This window comes from Lactobacillus sp. ESL0703 (assembly GCF_029433435.1).
Classification (GTDB): Bacteria; Bacillota; Bacilli; order Lactobacillales; family Lactobacillaceae; genus Lactobacillus.
Genome location: NZ_JAQTIB010000001.1, coordinates 157109 through 174863 on the forward strand (window position 1 = coordinate 157109; position 17755 = coordinate 174863).

Here is a 17755-nt window from a genome sequence, read left to right on the forward strand (position 1 = left end):
AGAATTCTATTGAAGGGCATACTAATCTTTTTAGTTGTATTTGGCATTCTTGTTTTTGTTCATGAATTTGGTCACTTTATTGTCGCTAAAAAATGCGGTATTTTGGTGCGGGAATTTTCCATTGGAATGGGACCGAAGCTTTTTCAAGTGCGGCGCAATCCAACTACTTATACAATTCGTTGGCTGCCGTTAGGCGGATATGTACGTTTGGCAAGTAAAGATGATGAGGCCAAATTAGATCCAGGGATGACGGTTATCTTACAATTGAACGAACAGAATGAAGTGGTAAAAATTGATGCTTCAGAATCTGATATTCCAATTGAAGGTATTCCTGTTCAAGTTACTAAGTCTGACTTAGTCGACGAGTTGGTCATTACTGGATATGAAAATGGTGATGAAGAAAAGCTGGTTACGTATCAGGTTAATCATAATGCTACAATCATCGATCAATCTAAGACTGAATTAGTAATTGCCCCGCGGGATACTCAATTTCAACAGGCAAATGTCTGGCAAAAACTTGCGACTAACATAGCTGGTCCCTTAATGAATATCATTTTGGGCTTTATAGTTTTTTTAATTTGGACATTTACAGTTCCTGGCCCTGCAACGACAACAATTGGGCAGGTTAATCCGGGATCACCGGCACAAGTTGCTAAGATTAAGCCCGGAGATAAGTTTGTTGCAATCAATGGTCATCAAACGTCTTCTTTTAACGACCTTGCAGCACAAGTCGATCAAAGTAAGGGAAAAACAATTGCAATTACTCTGATCGAAAACGGCCAAAAGAAAGTCGTTAAGGTGCGCCCAAAGGCTGTTAAGTCTCAGGGACAAACAAGCTATCAAATTGGGATTTTAGCACGCGGTGATGAGCATGCAAGTGCAAAATTGAAGCGTGGCTGGGATACTGCTGTATCTACCACAGGAATGATTTTTAATGCTGTCGGTGGCTTATTTAGACACTTTAGTTTAAACAAGTTATCTGGTCCAGTTGGTATTTATTCGGAAACTTCACAAGTTTCTAAAATGGGCTTTTCTTACATTCTTGCCTTCTTGGCAATGATTTCAATCAACTTAGGAATTGTCAATCTAATTCCAATTCCCGGTCTTGATGGTGGTAAGTTCTTGCTCAATATTATTGAAATTATCCGCAGAAAGCCAATTTCTGAAGATCACGAAGCAATTGTTGAACTAATCGGCTTTGGTTTATTGTTAGTTCTAATTATTGCGGTTACTGGTAATGATATTTATCGTTACTTTATTAAATAGAAAATTTATTAAATAGAAAATTTTTATTTTTCTTGGGAGAAAATTAATGCGTCAATCTAAATTATTTATGCCAACATTGAAAGAGGCACCTTCTGATGCTGTGGCTAAAAGTCACCAATTAATGTTGCGCGGTGGCTATATTCGCCAAGTTACAGCTGGTGTTTATGCATACTTACCATTAGGCTATCGCGTTTTACGCAAGGCTGAGAACATTATGGAAGAAGAAATGGCTAAGATTAATGTGCCAGAAATGTCCATGCCACATTTTTTGCCGGCTTCACTTTGGGAAGAATCAGGCCGGTTACAAAAGTATGGTCCAGAAATGTTCCGTTTAAAGGATCGTCATGGTCGTGAAAGTTTATTGGGACCTACTCACGAAGAAACTTTTACCGAGATTGTCGCTAAAAACATTAAGAGCTACAAGCAGATGCCGATTGCACTGTACCAAATTCAAACTAAGTACCGTGATGAAAATCGTCCACGCTTTGGTCTATTGCGGGGACGTGAATTTATCATGCTTGATGCATATAGCTTTGCAGCAACTCGCGAACAACTTGATGAACAATTTGATGATGAGAAGCGGGCTTTTGAAGCAATCTATCGTCGCTGCGGCGTTCAAGTAAACCCAGTAATTGCCGATTCCGGTACAATGGGTGGTAAAAACTCAACTGAATTTCAAGCTCCTGCTGCAATTGGTGAGGATACTATTGCAACTAATGAAACTGGTACTTATTCAGCTAACCTTGAAATGGCGATTAGTGACGATACCTTTAAGCAAGAGCAAGAAGAATTGCAAGAAATGTCTGAGGTTGCTACACCAGATCAAGAAACAATTGCTGATTTAGTTGATTTTATGAACGTTCCTGCAACCAGAATTGTTAAAAGTGTTCTCTACATTGTTAACGAAAAAGAACACGTACTAGTTTTGATTCGTGGTGATAAGCAAGTAAATGAAGTCAAGTTGACGCACTTACTTGATGCTGATTCATTAAGAACAGCAACTGATGAAGAATTACTAGCAATTACTGGTGCTAACAAGGGCGGCGTTGGTCCAGTTAAGGCTGATTGGGCTGATAAGATTGTTGCTGATGACACAGTGAAGAACCTTTACAACGTAGTTGTTGGTGCTAATAAGACTGGTTACCAATTAAAGAATGTCAACCTTGATCGTGACTTTAAGGTCGATCAATTTGGTGACATTCGCGTAGCTAACGAAGGTGAACCTGATCCAGTCGATCATTTACCATTGAAATTTACAACTTCTATTGAAGTTGGACATATTTTCAAGTTAGGTACTTATTATACTGAGACCATGGGTGCTGACTTCTTAGATCAGAACGGTAAGACGCAGCCAGTAATCATGGGATCATACGGTATCGGTGTTACTAGAATGTTGTCAGCTGCTGTAGAACAACATGCGACAGAACACGGTATTGCTTGGCCTAAAGAAATTGCGCCATTTAGTTTGCACATTGTCCAAATGAAGATGAAGGATGAAGCACAAACTAAACTAGCTGAAGAATTAGAGCAAAAATACAGCGCTAATTATGATGTATTGTATGATGATCGTAATGAACGTGCGGGTGTTAAGTTCGCTGATGCTGACTTGGTTGGTGCACCAATTCGAATTATAATTGGTAAAAAGGCTAGCGAGGGCATTGTCGAAGTTAAGCGCCCAACCGATGAGAAGTCTAGTGAAATTGCAGTTACTGAATTAGATAGTTTTGTAAATAAAGAGTTAGGATAATTTTTCGTGACTGATAAAAACAAACTTTTTTTACACCTTTTAGAGCAGATTCATTTTCCTGAGCAATTTGCAGATAATGATTTGCTTCAAAAAGGTGAAATTGAGAACGTGGATGTATACGCTAAGGAACATAAGTGGGATATCCATGTTCTTTTTAATACGCCGTTAAAATTTGAAACCTATGCGGCTTTGAACAAGGCAATTAATGCAAGTTTTGCCTCATTTGTCAAAACGCGTCTTTTTGTCCGTACCCAAGATGGTGCTGACGATTACCTGACTGATTATTGGCGTTACGCGGTTCAAAATTCACAAATTTTACAGCCGGTAGCGCGTGAATTTATCTCTAGTCACGAGCCCAAAAAAGAAGATGGGCGTTGGATTATTCCCGTTGACAATCTAGTGGTTGATGGTTTAATTGAGCAAAAATTCTTGGATCAGTTAGCTGAAGAAATGCGTGACTTTGGTTTCTTTAACCTAAAATTTGTAACGCAGCTGGATGAGCAAAACACGCAAAGCAATTTGGCTAGTCTGCAGCAATTGCAGGAGCAGCATGAACAAAGTATGCAAGAAGCGTATAATGCGGCACCACCTAAAGAAAAGCCAAAATCGCAAGCTTATCCGACAAAGAAGACGCGCTACGGCAACCGCAAGCTGGATGAAAGCCTGCCAATCACGCAAATTAAGGATGTCGTTGACGGCACTAGAAATGTCGTTATCGAAGGTAATATTTTTAATACCGAAAGTCGGGAATTAAAATCTGGCGCAATTATTTTTACTGGTGAAATTACAGATTATACCGATTCGATTTCTTTTAAGAAGTTTGTCTCTGATAAAGAGCAAATTAAAAGTGTTGCGGACTTGAAGCCCGGCACTTGGGCTAAAATGCAGGGGTCAGCTGCTGACGATCAGTGGCAGCATGATGTTGTGTTCAATATTTCTAGCTTTGAAGTTGTCGAACATGTCGGCAGAACCGAAAAGTATCAGGGCGATGAAAAGCGGGTTGAATTGCATCTTCATACTAATATGAGCCAGCTTGATGCTACGAATACGGCAACTGACTTTATTTTAGCTGCCAAAAAATTTGGCCAAAAAGCAATTGCAATCACTGACCATGCCGATGTGCAGTCCTTCCCTGAAGCTTATAACGTTGGTAAGAAAAACGGGATTAAGATTGTTTACGGCGTTGAAGCCAATATGATTGATGATCATGCTTTATTGGTACTAAATCCAGCGCCAATGACGTATGAAAACCGAGAATTTGTCATTTTTGACGTGGAAACGACTGGTTTATCATCGGTTTATGACACAATTATTGAAATTGGTGCCGTCAAGATGAAAGACGGTGAAGTCATTGACCGGTTCGATAAGTTCATTAATCCGCACCACCCATTAAGTGAGCAAACGATTAATTTGACTTCGATTACTGATGATATGGTTAGTGCAGCTGATGATGAAGCGGTTGTTATCAAACAATTTCAAGATTTTTATGGTGACAGGCCATTATGTGGCCACAATGTTCAATTCGATGTTGGTTTTGTTAACGCGGCGTTAAGAAGAACTGGCCTTGAGGAAATTACCCAACCAGTTGTTGATACATTGGAAGTATCGCGCTTATTGCACCCAGAACAGACAAGACATACATTAGATTCGCTGGCTAAGAAGTACAATGTTGTACTGGAACATCACCACCGCGCTAATCAAGATGCCGAAGCAACAGGTTATTTGATGTTTAAACTGCTTGATGCCTTTAAGGCTAAGTTTGATGAAGATGACCTAGGTAAGATGAATGATTATGCCGCACGCGGTCAAGTCTTTAAGCGGGCGCGGCCGTCACACATGACAATTTTAGCTAAAAATCAGGCGGGACTTAAAAATATGTACCGGCTGGTTTCAATCGCCAGCACCAAAGACTTTTACCGGATACCGCGAACACCAAAATCTGACCTCGCCCAATATCATGAGGGCTTACTGTATGGTTCTGGTTGTCTGCAGGGTGACGTTTTTGTGGCGATGATGCAAAAAGGTTATGATGAGGCACGTAAAAAGGCCAAGTTTTATGATTATCTTGAGGTTCAACCACCGGCAAATTACGCGCAGATGATTGTGGATCATTTGATTAGCGATGAAGCTGAACTAGAAGAAATTTTAACTAATATCTATAAGCTGGGTAAGGAATTGAATAAGCCGGTTGTGGCTACGGGGGATGCCCATTATGTTGAAGAGCATGATGCCATTTACCGCACGATTTTGATTTCTGCTCAAAGAAGTAATCCGGATCGGAATAAACCGCAGCCTGACCTGCATTTTTATAGTACACAGGAAATGTTAGATGCCTTTAGTTTTCTGGGTGAAGATGCTGCTAAAGAGATTGTGATTACTAATCCGAACAAGATTGCGGCGTCAACTGAAGAAATCGCACCAATCAAGGATGGTTTGTTCCCACCGCACATTGATAATGCCGATGAAGAAATGAAGCGACTGACTTACGATAAGGCTTATGAACTTTACGGCAAGCCATTGCCTAAAATTGTACAAGACCGGTTGGAAATGGAATTAAATTCGATTATTTCTAATGGTTATGCAGTTATTTATTTGATTTCACAGCGTTTGGTTGCCAAGTCGAATAAGGACGGTTACTTGGTTGGTTCGCGGGGTTCTGTTGGTTCAAGTTTAGTTGCAACAATGTCTGGAATTACGGAAGTTAATCCACTGGCGCCGCATTATCGGTGTCCGCAATGTAAGTATTCCAAGTTCTTTGAAAATGGTGAATATGGTTCAGGCTATGACTTGCCTGATGATAAGTGTCCAAAATGTGGTGCAGAATTAGTCAAAGATGGTCAAGATATTCCGTTTGCGACTTTCTTAGGTTTCCATGGTGACAAGGTTCCTGATATCGATTTGAACTTTTCAGGTGACTATCAGCCAGTAGCACATAACTTTATTCGGGTTATGTTTGGACCGGATAATTCTTATCGTGCGGGAACAATTGCGACGGTGGCAGACAAGACCGCTTATGGTTATGCCAAGCACTATGATGAGGAAAAAGAGCTTAACTTACGCAGTGCTGAACTTGACCGATTGGCAGCAGGGGTCAGTGGGGTTAAACGGACTACTGGACAACACCCCGCGGGAATTGTTGTTGTTCCTGATGATATGGACATTTATGATTTTACGCCGGTTCAATATCCAGCTGATGATGTGCATGCAGCTTGGCTGACCACTCACTTTGATTTCCACTCAATTCACGATAACATTTTAAAATTTGATATTTTGGGTCATGATGACCCAACAATGATCAGAATGCTGCAAGATTTGTCGGGAATTGATCCTTTGACCATTCCGCCAGATGATCCTGGTGTGATGTCGCTGTTTTCTAGTCCTAAGATTTTGGGCGTGAAGCCGGAACAAATTCAATCAGAAACCGGAACACTAGGTGTTCCGGAATTTGGTACCAGATTTGTTCGGGGAATGCTTGAAGAAACAAAGCCGACGACGTTCTCTGAATTATTACAGATTTCTGGTCTGTCACACGGGACGGATGTATGGCTGGGTAACGCTGAAGAACTAATTAACGATGGAACCTGCAAGTTGAAAAATGTAATTGGTTGTCGGGACAACATCATGATGGACTTGATCCACTGGGGTGTTAAGCCGGAAGTTGCGTTTTCAACAATGGAATCGGTGCGTCATGGTCGCGGAATTAGTGATGAGGATATGGCCGTTCTGAAGAAAAATGATAAGATTCCAGATTGGTATATCCCGTCATGTCTTAAAATCAAGTACATGTTTCCGAAGGCACACGCGACAGCTTATATCTTGATGGCGCTCAGAATTGCTTGGTTTAAAGTGTATTATCCAGAAATTTATTACACGGCTTACTTTTCTGTACGTGCTGACTTATTTGACTTAGTTGCCATGAGCCATGGCAAAAACACGGTCAAAAAAGCAATGGCTGATATTCAGAATAAGGGTAATGATGCTTCTGCTAAAGACAAGAGTCTATTGACAGTATTGGAAATTGCCAATGAATGTTTGGAGCGGGGAATTAAGATTAAGATGGTTGACATTAATCAATCAGAAGCAACTAATTTTAAGATTCTCGATCAACATACAATTTTGGCACCATTCAATGCCGTACCGGGACTGGGTAACAATGCGGCTAAGCAGATTGTTGCCGCTAGAACGGAACAAAAATTCTTGTCGAAAGAAGATTTGTCTAAACGAGGCAAAGTTTCGCAAACAATTATGGATTATTTGGAAGATAATGGGGTTTTGGAAGGAATGCCCGACCAAAATCAGTTATCATTATTTTAATTAAAAGGTGCGTAGCTTTTGCTAAGCACCTTTTTGCGTTAAGAGTAACTTTAAGGAGGTTGACAAAAATGTTATCAATTAAAGAAGCAAAGCAGATTATCGGTAATTTTGCTAATTCAAACAACAATACTCAAGCTTTAACGACTAAGCGGTCATTTTTTACAACCAAAAAGATTGCTAATCAGATTGCTTTTCCTAATCAAAAGCAGAAAAGCAGCATTGGCTGGATTATTTGACCAAAATAGAGCAGGAAGATGGACCTGAAAAAGATTTTAAGTATGCTTATAACCACGTTCACTGTGCGCCGATGCTGTGCTACTTGGCTAATCAATTGAATATTAAGACTGAAAAGGCCGAAAAAGACATTGCCGACCAGCACTTGCAAATGATGAGTGAGGCCAAGAAGTTCCGCGATAATTATCTGCCGTACGCAGATGTCGAAGTAGCAATGAGTAGATTAATCAAGAATTAAATTCTGGCGTTAAATCGACAAGTGATTTCAAGCGTCCTTTGGCGAAGCTGCCAAGTCGGATCAAGGGATTATTAATGATAGTCAAGTTCTGCTACAATAACTGCATACAAGATAACTAATTACAAGGCATGATGGTGACTGTAGTTGGCTATTTTATACGTAAAAGTAATATTTGTACTACAAAATATTACATACTGTGATACAATACTACTGTAAATAAAAAGAAGTCCTACTATCAATAGGACTTCTAAACAGGGGTTCCCGCATTAAGAGCGGTGACTACCATAGGTTATATTTTTAGAATAAACCGTCAGTCTTCCAAGTCTAGACGGCTTATTTTTTTGCTTTAAATTTCTTTACAGCAATTTTCAATCTATCAAGCGAGCTAATTAAGTTAGTAGCTTCGTCGGTCAAGTCACTTAAACAGTGAATGACTGGTATCAAAGCATTAACTACAATAAAAAGGCTTAAATAGATTGTTATAAGGGTATTCATTGAATACCTAACTACTCCTTTCTTTTTAAGAGATTGGATTATCAATCCAGTAAATGCCATAGGCATCATCTTCTTTCAGAAAGCAAGTAGTCACCGCCCTTAGGACTTTCACCACATGTTCAAAGCTAATTATATCTTGATATTGAATATTAGTGCAAGAAAAAATGAAAATAATGCTATACCAAATAAACCTAATCATTGTATTTTTTAATTAATAGATCAAAACTATAAAGGCAATGCGTGAGGGATAACAATTGCAATAATTTGTTCTATTAATTGTGATTACTGCCAAAATATGATATAGTAAATAAGAAGTTCGGATAATTAATTCGAGTGAGCAGGTTTTTTTGCTCACTCTTTTTATTACGGAGGAAAATATTTGGCGAAAGTTACAGATCTTGTTCTTACAGAAATTGAACCGATAATTGCGCAGCGCAGCGATGAGTTGGTGGACATTGAATACGTAAAAGAAAAAGGCCAAAATTATTTAAGAATATATGTTGACCGTGAAAACGGAATTGATATGGATGAAATTGTTGGGCTTAGCGAATTAGTTTCAGCTAAACTTGATGAGATTACGCCTGATCCATTCCCAGAACCTTACGTTTTAGAAATATCTTCACCCGGTGTTGAGCGACCAATTAAGACGAAAAAGGATTGGCAAAAAGCACTTGATAATTATATTCACGTTGGTCTTTATCAGAAGGTCGATGGTGAAAAGAATTATGAGGGAACGCTCAAATCATTTAATGATGATGAAATCGAGTTAGAAATAAAGATTAAGACGAGACGGAAACGATTAACTATTCCCCGCAAGTTGATTGCAAATATCCGTTTTGCAATTGAATTTTAGAAAGGCTGATTAAACTTATGTCTAAAGAAATGCTAGAGGCGTTTGCTACTTTAGAGAAGACAAAAGGTATCAAGCAAGACGTTATTGTCGAAGCAATTAAGGCAGCTCTTGTTGCTGCTTATAAAAAGAACTATAATCAAGCACAAAATGTTGAAGTTGAATTTGATGAACGCAAGGGTAACTTCAAGTTATTAGCAGTTAAAACTGTTGTTGATGAGGTTCATGATGAACGACTTGAATATAGTTTAAAAGATGCTTTGAACATCAATAAGGCTTATGAAGTTGGCGATGAAATTCGTTTTGAAGTTGCACCAAAAGACTTTGGCCGAATTGCTGCGCAAACAGCTAAACAAGTTATTATGCAGCATTTACGTGAAGCAGAACGGAATCATATTATTGATGAATATTCACAATATGAGGATGAACTGATTACTGGTACAGTCGAAAGACGTGATAATCGCTTCGTTTATGTTAAAATTGGTAATGTTGAAGCCGTTATGCCGCATAATGACCAAATGCCTAACGAGACTTACAATCCTCAAGACCAAATTCGTGTCTTAGTAACCCATGTTGGTTCTGATGCTAAGGGTGCACAAATTACGGTTTCACGGACTGCTCCCAATATGGTCAAGCGTCTATTTGAGCAAGAAGTACCTGAGATTTTTGACGGTACCGTTGAAATTGTTTCAATTGCACGTGAAGCTGGCGATCGGACTAAGATTGCAGTGAAGTCAAACGATCCTAATATTGATCCTGTTGGTACTTGTGTTGGTCAACGCGGTGCCCGGGTTCAAAACGTGGTTAATGAACTTGACGGTGAAAACATCGACGTTGTTAAGTACGAAGAAGATCCGTCAGACTTTATTGCCAATGCATTAAATCCAGCTGAGGTAATTGCTGTTCAATTTGGCGATAATGAAGATGAGAAGAGTGCACTTGTAATTGTTCCTGATTATCAATTATCACTAGCAATTGGTAAAAAAGGTCAGAACGTTCGTTTAGCTGCGCGCTTAACTGGTTACAAGATTGATATTAGACCAGAGTCTGAAGTTGAATTCGTTGATGAAAGCAGTAAGGCTGCCAATGAAGACAATGAGGCAGCTGCAGAAGTTGAAGCTGACAATGCAATTGATGAAAATCTTGAAACTGAAGCTGTTGCAGAAGAAGTCGAAGCTACTGATGATAATTTAGAAGCTGATACTGCACAAGAGCAAGCAGATATTACTGAGTCTGAAGAAGAACCAGACGAAGAATAAGTCTAGGGGTGAGTTCTTTTGAAAAAAAGAAAAATTCCAATGCGGAAAGATCTATTAACTGATACGATGCAGCCGAAAAAAGAGCTGGTACGGATTGTGATTGACAAGGACAAGAACGTCGCAGTTGATCCTAGCGGTAAAAAGCCAGGTCGTGGTGCCTATGTATCATTAGATCCAAGTAAAATTAAATTTGCACAAGATAAAGGCGTCTTAGAGCGAAGTCTAGGGGCTAAAATACCAGATTCGTTTTATGAAGAGCTTTATTCCTATGTAGATCATCAAAAGGCAAGAAAAGAATTGTTTGGTGATAAATAGATTTGCAAAATAGACAAAAAGCATTAAATTTGCTGGGTCTGGCACAAAGAGCTGGAAAATTAGTTTCTGGGCTTGAAATTGTGTTAGTTGGCCTGAAAGCAAAGCAAATAAAGGTAGTTATTTTGGCTAATGACAGTCATGCCGATACAAGTGAGAAGATCACTAGAGCAGCTGAGCAGAATGACGTTCAAGTTATTACTGAATTTAGCAGCGATGAGATTTCACATACAATTGGTAAAGAACGTAAAGTATTGGGTTTAACCGATGCGGGTTTTTGTAAGGCATTAGTACAAAAGATTAATGAAGGAGTGTGATTGGATGGCTAAAAAAAGAATTTACGAAATTGCAAAAGAATTAGACATCGATAATAAAGTTGTGGTTAAAAAAGCAAAGGACCTCGGCTTTGATGTTACAAATCATATGTCATCACTAGAAGATTCACAAGTAAGTCAATTAAAGGGTAGTTTCCATAGCTCCGCTCCCGCTAAAAAGCAAGAGAAGACTGCTAAAAAGAGCAGTAAAATCAAAGTTTCTGTTAATTCCATTCGTAAAAATGAGAAAAAGCAGGATGGCGAAACTAGTAATAAGACTAATAATCACCGCAAAGGCAACCGCCGTTCAAACAATCGCGATGATCGCAATCGTCATTCACAAGACCGTAATCAGGATCGCCGCTCAAATAATTCAAGTGCTCACTCTGCAAAGCCAGCAGCACAAGACTTGCTCAAGCAATTAAAGCAAAAGCAACGTGTTGAACAAAGCAGTTTAAACGAGCAAGCCGACCAGGCACGCAAGGCTTATCATGAGCATTTGCAAAATCCTAAGGCAACCACTGAAGCTAGTGATAAGGCAGCTGAAGTTAAACCAGCTGCTAAGGAAAAGGCAACTGAAACAAAAGTGATTGGTCCAAAGATTATTAAGCCTTCGCCAGCGCGAATGAAGCAGAATAATGAACCAGCTGCTAAACAAGAACATCCAGTAGCTGCTAATAATGCCGGTCCTGAACCAGTTAAAGAAGAAAAGCGTCGCGGTAATGGTTATACTTCACGTAATTCTGGCAAACCTGGTCGTAAGGGCAAAAACCAAACCTTTGGCGGCAATAATAACCATTCTGACCGTCAAGAAAGACGTAAGCGTAAGAATAAGCGTCGTCAAGTAGAGCAAACACCTAAAAAGCAGCCTACTCAAAGAAAAGAACGTCCATTACCAGAAACTTTGGTATACGAAGTTGGGATGAATGCGCAAGATTTAGGTAAAATTTTGCACCGTGAGCCAGCAGAAATCGTTAAGAAATTATTTATGCTGGGTGTAATGACCAACCAAAACCAATCTCTTGATAAAGATGCGATTGAATTGGTCGCTGCTGAATATGGGATTAACGCAGAAGAAAAGGTTCACGAAGATATTTCAGATATTGACACTCTTTACAGCAAGCGGATGGATGCTTCTAAAGAATCAAAGAACCAAATTAAGCGTCCACCAGTTGTTACCATCATGGGTCACGTTGACCATGGTAAAACCACCTTGCTTGACCGGTTACGTCATACTCATGTTTCAGCTCATGAAGCCGGTGGTATTACCCAGAAGATTGGTGCATACCAAGTTCATGTTGATGACCATTTGATTACCTTCTTGGATACTCCAGGACACGCTGCCTTTTCAAACATGCGTGAACGTGGAGCTGAAATAACTGATATTGTTGTCTTGGTTGTTGCAGCTGACGATGGTGTTATGCCGCAGACAATTGAGGCAATCGATCACGCTAAGAGTGCTAAGGTGCCAATCATTGTTGCAATTAACAAGATGGATGCACCAGGAGCTAACCCACAACACGTTACTGAACAGTTGATGAAGTACAACTTGATTCCAGAAGACTACGGTGGCGACACAATCTTTGTTAATATTTCTGCCAAGACCGGCGACAATGTTGATGAATTATTGCAAATGATTTTGCTTCAAGCTGACATGATGGAATTAAAGGCTGATCCTAAGCAACAAGCAATCGGTACGGTTGTTGAAGCTCGTCTTTCTCGTGGTCGCGGTCCAGTTGCCGATTTACTGATCCAACAAGGTACCTTGCATACAGGTGATCCAATTGTTGTTGGTAACCGCTTTGGCCGTGTTCGGGTAATGACTAACGATCGTGGTCGACAAATTGAAAAGGCAACACCTTCAATGCCGGTTGAAATTACTGGGTTGAATGATGTACCTGAATCTGCTGACAAGTTAGTTGTCTTTGACGATGAAAAGACGGCTCGTAGCGTCGGTGAACAAAGAGCGCAACAAGCATTGCAACAATCACGTGAAAATGTTCAACATATTACTTTAGATAACCTCTTTGATACAATGAAGAGAGAAAATATGAAGGAAGTTGACATTGTCTTAAAGGCTGATGTTCAAGGTTCTGCAGAAGCTCTGCAACAATCTCTTGAAAAGATTGAAGTTGAAGGTGTTCGGGTTAACATTATTCACTCAGGTGTTGGTGCCGTAAACGAATCAGACGTTACCTTGGCTGGAGCTTCTAACGGTTTCATCATTGGGTTCAATGTTCGTCCAACTGCAACTGCTAAGTCACAAGCTGAAGCTGATGGTGTTGATATTCGTCTTTACAGCATTATTTACAAGGCAATTGATGACGTGAAGGCCGCTATGCAAGGTATGCTGGAACCAACTTATGAAGATAAGGTTGTTGGTAACTTGACTGTTCGTGAAACTTGGAAAGTTTCTAAGGTTGGTACAATTGCCGGTTCATTTGTTGATTCTGGTTATGTTACTCGCGACTCTAGTGTTAACTTAATTCGTGACGGTGTTGTAATTTACTCAGGTAAGGTTGCATCACTTAAGCGCTTTAAGGATGATACCAAGATCGTTAAGCAAGGATTCGATTGTGGTTTGACAATTGAAGGCTACAATGATATTAAGATTGGTGATCAGCTTGAAGCAATCGAGCAACAAGAGGTTAAACCTAATTAGTAATTTTACTGGGAGGAAAGTATGAAGCACAGAATTGGTCGTGTTGAAGGAGAAATCCTCCGTGAATTAACCAAAATTTTGCGGAAAAACATTCGTGATCCGCGTGTCAATGATGTTACAATTACTGCGGTTGAATGTACTAATGATTTATCATATGCAACTATTTATTACAGTATTCTCTCTGATAATCCTAAGAAAGAAGAAGAAGCTGCTGCCGGCTTAGAAAAGGCTAAGGGAATGATGCGTCACTTGCTTGGGCAAATTTTGACGGTTTACAAAGTTCCTGAATTGATTTTTAAGCGCGACAACTCTGTTAAATATGGTAGTAAAATCGATAAGTTAATTGCTGATTTAAAAAAGCAAGAAGCAGATCGTAATAATTAAAAAGGGCGCCTTTGTGGCGCTTTTTTAATGAAGACAGGTTTGAAAAATGTTAAACGGAATTTTAGTAATTGATAAGGCTACGGGAATGACGAGCGCTGATGTCGTGTATCATTTGCGTAAGGCCTTGCACATCAAAAAAATTGGACATGCTGGAACACTTGATCCCGATGTTACTGGGGTATTGCCAATTGCGATTGGTCAAGCAACTAAGCTGATTGAATTAATGCATGCGCAAAACAAAAAGTATGAGGGTACTGGCATTTTGGGCTATGCTACTGATAGCTATGATATTAGTGGTAAAACTCTAGCAACTAAAAATGTAACTGAACCAATTTCAGCAGATGTGATTAAGCAAGGGATGCAGTCGTTCATTGGTAGAATTGAGCAGGTACCACCGATTTACTCGGCAGTACGTGTTAATGGCAAGCACTTATATGAATATGCACGTGCGGGAATTGAAGTTGAACGACCTAAAAGACAAGTTGACGTTCTAGCTTATAATTTAACGGGGCAACCAAGTTTTGATCCGGAAAAAGGTCAAGAAGAATTCAGCTTTGCAATTGAATGCAGTAAGGGGACTTACGTACGTTCATTAGTCAATGATTTGGGGCAGAAGCTGGGTGTGCCAGCTGTGATGAGTAAGTTGCGGCGAACAGCCAGTTCAGGATTTGACATTAATCAGGCAGTTAGCTTGGATGAGATTATTGCCGATCCGGCGAAAGCTGAACAACTAATTCAGCCGATTGATGCTTTTTTTAAAAATTATCCGCAAGTTGATTTGACTACAGGTCAGTGGTTAAAAGTGAAAAATGGCGCTGCGATTGCTTTAGAAACTGATGCAAATCAGGTTGCATTACGATACAATAATAAGGTTAAGGCAATTTATCAAAAGGATGCAGAAAAGTACCGTCCCGACTTGATGCTCTTGCAAAATGAATAGGTGAAATGAAGGTCTTATTGTGCAAATTATCCATTTAACTCATCCAGTTAAAGAAAATTTAATTCCAAGTAAAATTGTGTTAGCGTTGGGCTTTTTTGATGGTGTTCATCGCGGGCACCAGCACTTGATTGAATTAGCCCGTACAACAGCACGCGAGAAGCAGTTGCCGCTTGTCGTAATGACATTTGATCGTCATCCAAAAGAAGTTTATCAAAAGTCACAAGTTGTTTATATTGATAGTCTAGATGAAAAAGCTTACAAAATGGAACAATTAGGTGTAGATTACCTACTTGTGATGCATTTTAATACCGGCTTTAGTAAATTGTCAGCACAGGAATTCGTCGATCAAATTATTGTACGGCTAAAAGCGGATACTGTTGTTGCTGGCTTTGATTACACTTATGGCCCCAAAGACATTGCCAATATGAAGAATTTTCCTAAATTTGCTAAGGGTAGATTCAAGATTATTGATGTGCCAAAGCAAACTTATGATGGTCAAAAAATTGGTTCAACGGAAATTAGACGAGCAATTAGTAGCGGTGATATGAAGCTGGCAGCACAGCTTTTAGGTTCGCCGTATGTGATGTCTGGAATTGTTGGCCATGGCTTACGAAATGGTCACAAGCTCGGCTATCCAACTGCTAATTTGGTTTGGACTGAGAACAAGGTTTTACCTAAAGTGGGCGTTTATGCAACTAAAACAAACATTGGCGGCAAATGGTATGATTCCATGACCAGTGTTGGCTACAATGTTACTATTAATGAAGGTAAACGTATTTTTATTGAATCTAACCTGTTTGGCTTCGATCAAGAAGCATACGGGGAAAAGATGATTATCAAATGGTACAAGTATACGCGAGGCGAAATCAAGTTTGCAAATCTTGCAGAATTAAAAAAACAAATGGCGCATGACGAAGCAGAGATAAAGGCTTACTTTGCTGATAAATAAAGACTTCCACCTACCTTAAAAAGTAGGTGGAAATTTTTAATTGCTGGAAAATGTAAATATTTTTAGCACTCGGCTTGACATTCTGCTAAATGCTAGTATCATAATAATTGTTAGCACAAAAGATATGAGAGTGCTAAAAGTGAGGGCGATATTTATGTTGACCGAGCGTCAAGAACTTATTTTAAAAACAATCATTAACGATTTTACACAGACTCATGATCCGGTAGGTTCAAAGACGGTAATGAGTCAGTTGCCGATTAAAGTATCGAGTGCAACAATCAGGAACGAAATGGCTGTTTTGGAAGATCGAGGGCTGATTGAAAAAACTCATTCCTCTAGTGGACGAGTTCCTTCTACTGAAGGCTATCGCTATTATCTTGATAATCTAGTTGAGCCGCTGCAGATTACTGAATCTGTTTACACTAAGATTATTAATCAGCTTGACCGTCCATTTCATCAAGTAAACGAAATCGTTCAGGAAGCAGCTAGAATCTTATCCGATTTAACCAACTATACAGCTTTTGCGGAAGGGCCAGAAAGCCGCGATGTGACCGTAACGGGTTTTCGCATTGTGCCACTGGTTGGTCGGCAAGTAATGGCAATTTTGGTTACCAGTGATGGCAGCGTACAAAATCAAGTTTATCACTTGCCACGCAATATTCATGGTGATGAAATCGAAAAAGCTGTTCGCATGATTAATGATGAACTGGTTGGTAAGAGCTTAGCTGAAATTACGCCGGAGATGCTTAGTAAAGCCTTGGGTGAAAATGCCAACAGTAAGCATGCTAGTGAGCTGATTGAGTTAGTTGAAGATGTCATTAACGATGCTGCCAGCGAACAATTATATGTTGATGGTCAGATCAATTTATTGAATAATTCTTCGACTAATGATGTTTCAGATATCCGTTCATTATATGAACTGGTTGACCACGATGATTTGCTTGCAAATCTTGAAGCCTATAAGCCAACTTCCAATTCAGGACGTTTTCCTGTTAGAGTTAGCTTAGGTTCAGAATTACCAAACGAGTTATTAAAGGATTACAGTCTGTTAACTGCAGAATATAGTGTTGGTTCGCATGGCAAAGGCATTATTGCCTTGCTGGGCCCAACTAATATGCCGTATTCACAAGTAATCGGCTTGCTTGAATATTTTAGAAATGAACTTGCAAAAAAGTTGCTTGAATACTACGGCCGATTTAAATAAAGGAGGTTAGCTGTGAGTAAAAAAGATTTAGATCAAACAGAAGTAACTGCTGAAAATTCAGAATCAGAAAATGAAACAAAAGAGCAGACTACTGAAGCTAACAAACAAGAAAAAACACCTGAGCAAAAGCTTCAAGAAGAATTAACTAAGGCGCAAGCTGATAGTAAAGATTTTGAAGATAAGTATTTGCGTAGTCAGGCAGAAATGCAGAATATGCAGGGCCGTTATAATAAAGAACGGGCTCAATTAATTAAGTACGAATCACAATCTTTAGCTAAGGATGTTCTACCAGCAATGGATAATTTAGAGCGGGCTTTGGCTACTGAAGTTGATGATGAAGCATCGAAGCAACTAAAGAAGGGTGTACAAATGACACTTGATTCTTTAGTTAAGGCCATGAAAGATCACGGAATTAGTGAAATTGAGGCTGAAGGTGTTAAATTTGATCCGACACTGCATCAAGCTGTACAAACAGTTGCAGCCAGCAGCGATGATCAAAAGGACCACGTTGTCCAAGTTTTACAAAAAGGATATCAATATAAAGACCGTACATTAAGACCAGCAATGGTTGTTGTTGCACAATAGTG

General features: G+C 39.5%; 15 protein-coding genes. All 15 read left to right on the forward strand.

The features are described from left to right. Positions 1-9: 9 nt before the first annotated feature. The 15 genes from rseP to grpE all read left to right on the forward strand — a co-directional run bounded on the left by rseP (position 10) and on the right by grpE (position 17753). Positions 10-1266: an RIP metalloprotease RseP gene (rseP, locus tag PT278_RS00645; protein ID WP_277129518.1), complete on the forward strand. Its 1257-nt coding sequence runs from the start codon at positions 10-12 to the stop codon at positions 1264-1266. A 46-nt stretch (positions 1267-1312) separates the two neighbouring features. After that, entirely contained in the window at positions 1313-3013 is a 1701-nt protein-coding gene (locus PT278_RS00650; RefSeq protein ID WP_277129519.1) for a proline--tRNA ligase, read from the forward strand. A gap of 6 nt (positions 3014-3019) precedes the next feature. Beyond that, positions 3020-7327, forward strand: a complete 4308-nt coding sequence (locus PT278_RS00655; RefSeq protein ID WP_277129520.1) for a PolC-type DNA polymerase III — start codon at positions 3020-3022, stop codon at positions 7325-7327. Between the two features lie 68 nt (positions 7328-7395). Then, entirely contained in the window at positions 7396-7563 is a 168-nt protein-coding gene (locus PT278_RS00660) for a hypothetical protein (RefSeq protein ID WP_277129521.1), read from the forward strand. Next, positions 7560-7799, forward strand: a complete 240-nt coding sequence (locus PT278_RS00665) for a hypothetical protein (RefSeq protein ID WP_277129522.1) — start codon at positions 7560-7562, stop codon at positions 7797-7799. Before PT278_RS00660 ends, PT278_RS00665 begins: the two co-directional genes overlap by 4 nt. Positions 7800-8673: 874 nt before the next feature. Beyond that, a complete protein-coding gene (gene rimP, locus PT278_RS00670; protein WP_277129523.1) occupies positions 8674-9147 on the forward strand; it encodes a ribosome maturation factor RimP in 474 nt (157 codons plus the stop codon). Positions 9148-9164: 17 nt separating this feature from the next. Next, on the forward strand, positions 9165-10403 hold the full coding sequence (gene nusA, locus PT278_RS00675; RefSeq protein WP_277129524.1) for a transcription termination factor NusA: 1239 nt from the start codon (positions 9165-9167) through the stop codon (positions 10401-10403). A gap of 18 nt (positions 10404-10421) precedes the next feature. Continuing rightward, entirely contained in the window at positions 10422-10718 is a 297-nt protein-coding gene (locus PT278_RS00680; RefSeq protein WP_277129525.1) for a YlxR family protein, read from the forward strand. Between the two features lie 2 nt (positions 10719-10720). Further along, on the forward strand, positions 10721-11032 hold the full coding sequence (locus PT278_RS00685) for a ribosomal L7Ae/L30e/S12e/Gadd45 family protein (RefSeq protein WP_277129526.1): 312 nt from the start codon (positions 10721-10723) through the stop codon (positions 11030-11032). A 4-nt stretch (positions 11033-11036) separates the two neighbouring features. After that, positions 11037-13691, forward strand: a complete 2655-nt coding sequence (gene infB, locus PT278_RS00690) for a translation initiation factor IF-2 (RefSeq protein ID WP_277129527.1) — start codon at positions 11037-11039, stop codon at positions 13689-13691. Positions 13692-13712: 21 nt separating this feature from the next. After that, positions 13713-14075: a ribosome-binding factor A gene (locus PT278_RS00695; RefSeq protein ID WP_277129528.1), complete on the forward strand. Its 363-nt coding sequence runs from the start codon at positions 13713-13715 to the stop codon at positions 14073-14075. Positions 14076-14121: 46 nt separating this feature from the next. Next, entirely contained in the window at positions 14122-15015 is an 894-nt protein-coding gene (truB, locus tag PT278_RS00700) for a tRNA pseudouridine(55) synthase TruB (RefSeq protein WP_277129529.1), read from the forward strand. 19 nt (positions 15016-15034) lie between these two features. Next, on the forward strand, positions 15035-15964 hold the full coding sequence (gene ribF / locus PT278_RS00705; protein WP_277129530.1) for a riboflavin biosynthesis protein RibF: 930 nt from the start codon (positions 15035-15037) through the stop codon (positions 15962-15964). A gap of 154 nt (positions 15965-16118) precedes the next feature. Beyond that, complete coding sequence (hrcA, locus tag PT278_RS00710) at positions 16119-17168, forward strand: heat-inducible transcriptional repressor HrcA (RefSeq protein WP_277129952.1); 1050 nt, start codon at positions 16119-16121, stop codon at positions 17166-17168. 12 nt (positions 17169-17180) lie between these two features. Next, entirely contained in the window at positions 17181-17753 is a 573-nt protein-coding gene (gene grpE, locus PT278_RS00715; RefSeq protein WP_277129531.1) for a nucleotide exchange factor GrpE, read from the forward strand. Positions 17754-17755 lie beyond the last annotated feature (2 nt).

Excerpts from the sequence above, each read along its gene's own strand:
- PT278_RS00660 (WP_277129521.1), top strand. The coding sequence starts at position 7,396 with ATGTTATCAATTAAAGAAGCAAAGCAGATTATCGGTAATTTTGCTAAT.
- hrcA (WP_277129952.1), top strand. The coding sequence starts at position 16,119 with ATGTTGACCGAGCGTCAAGAACTTATTTTAAAAACAATCATTAACGAT.
- truB (WP_277129529.1), top strand. The coding sequence starts at position 14,122 with ATGTTAAACGGAATTTTAGTAATTGATAAGGCTACGGGAATGACGAGC.
- infB (WP_277129527.1), top strand. The coding sequence starts at position 11,037 with ATGGCTAAAAAAAGAATTTACGAAATTGCAAAAGAATTAGACATCGAT.
- PT278_RS00695 (WP_277129528.1), top strand. The coding sequence starts at position 13,713 with ATGAAGCACAGAATTGGTCGTGTTGAAGGAGAAATCCTCCGTGAATTA.
- nusA (WP_277129524.1), top strand. The coding sequence starts at position 9,165 with ATGTCTAAAGAAATGCTAGAGGCGTTTGCTACTTTAGAGAAGACAAAA.
- PT278_RS00650 (WP_277129519.1), top strand. The coding sequence starts at position 1,313 with ATGCGTCAATCTAAATTATTTATGCCAACATTGAAAGAGGCACCTTCT.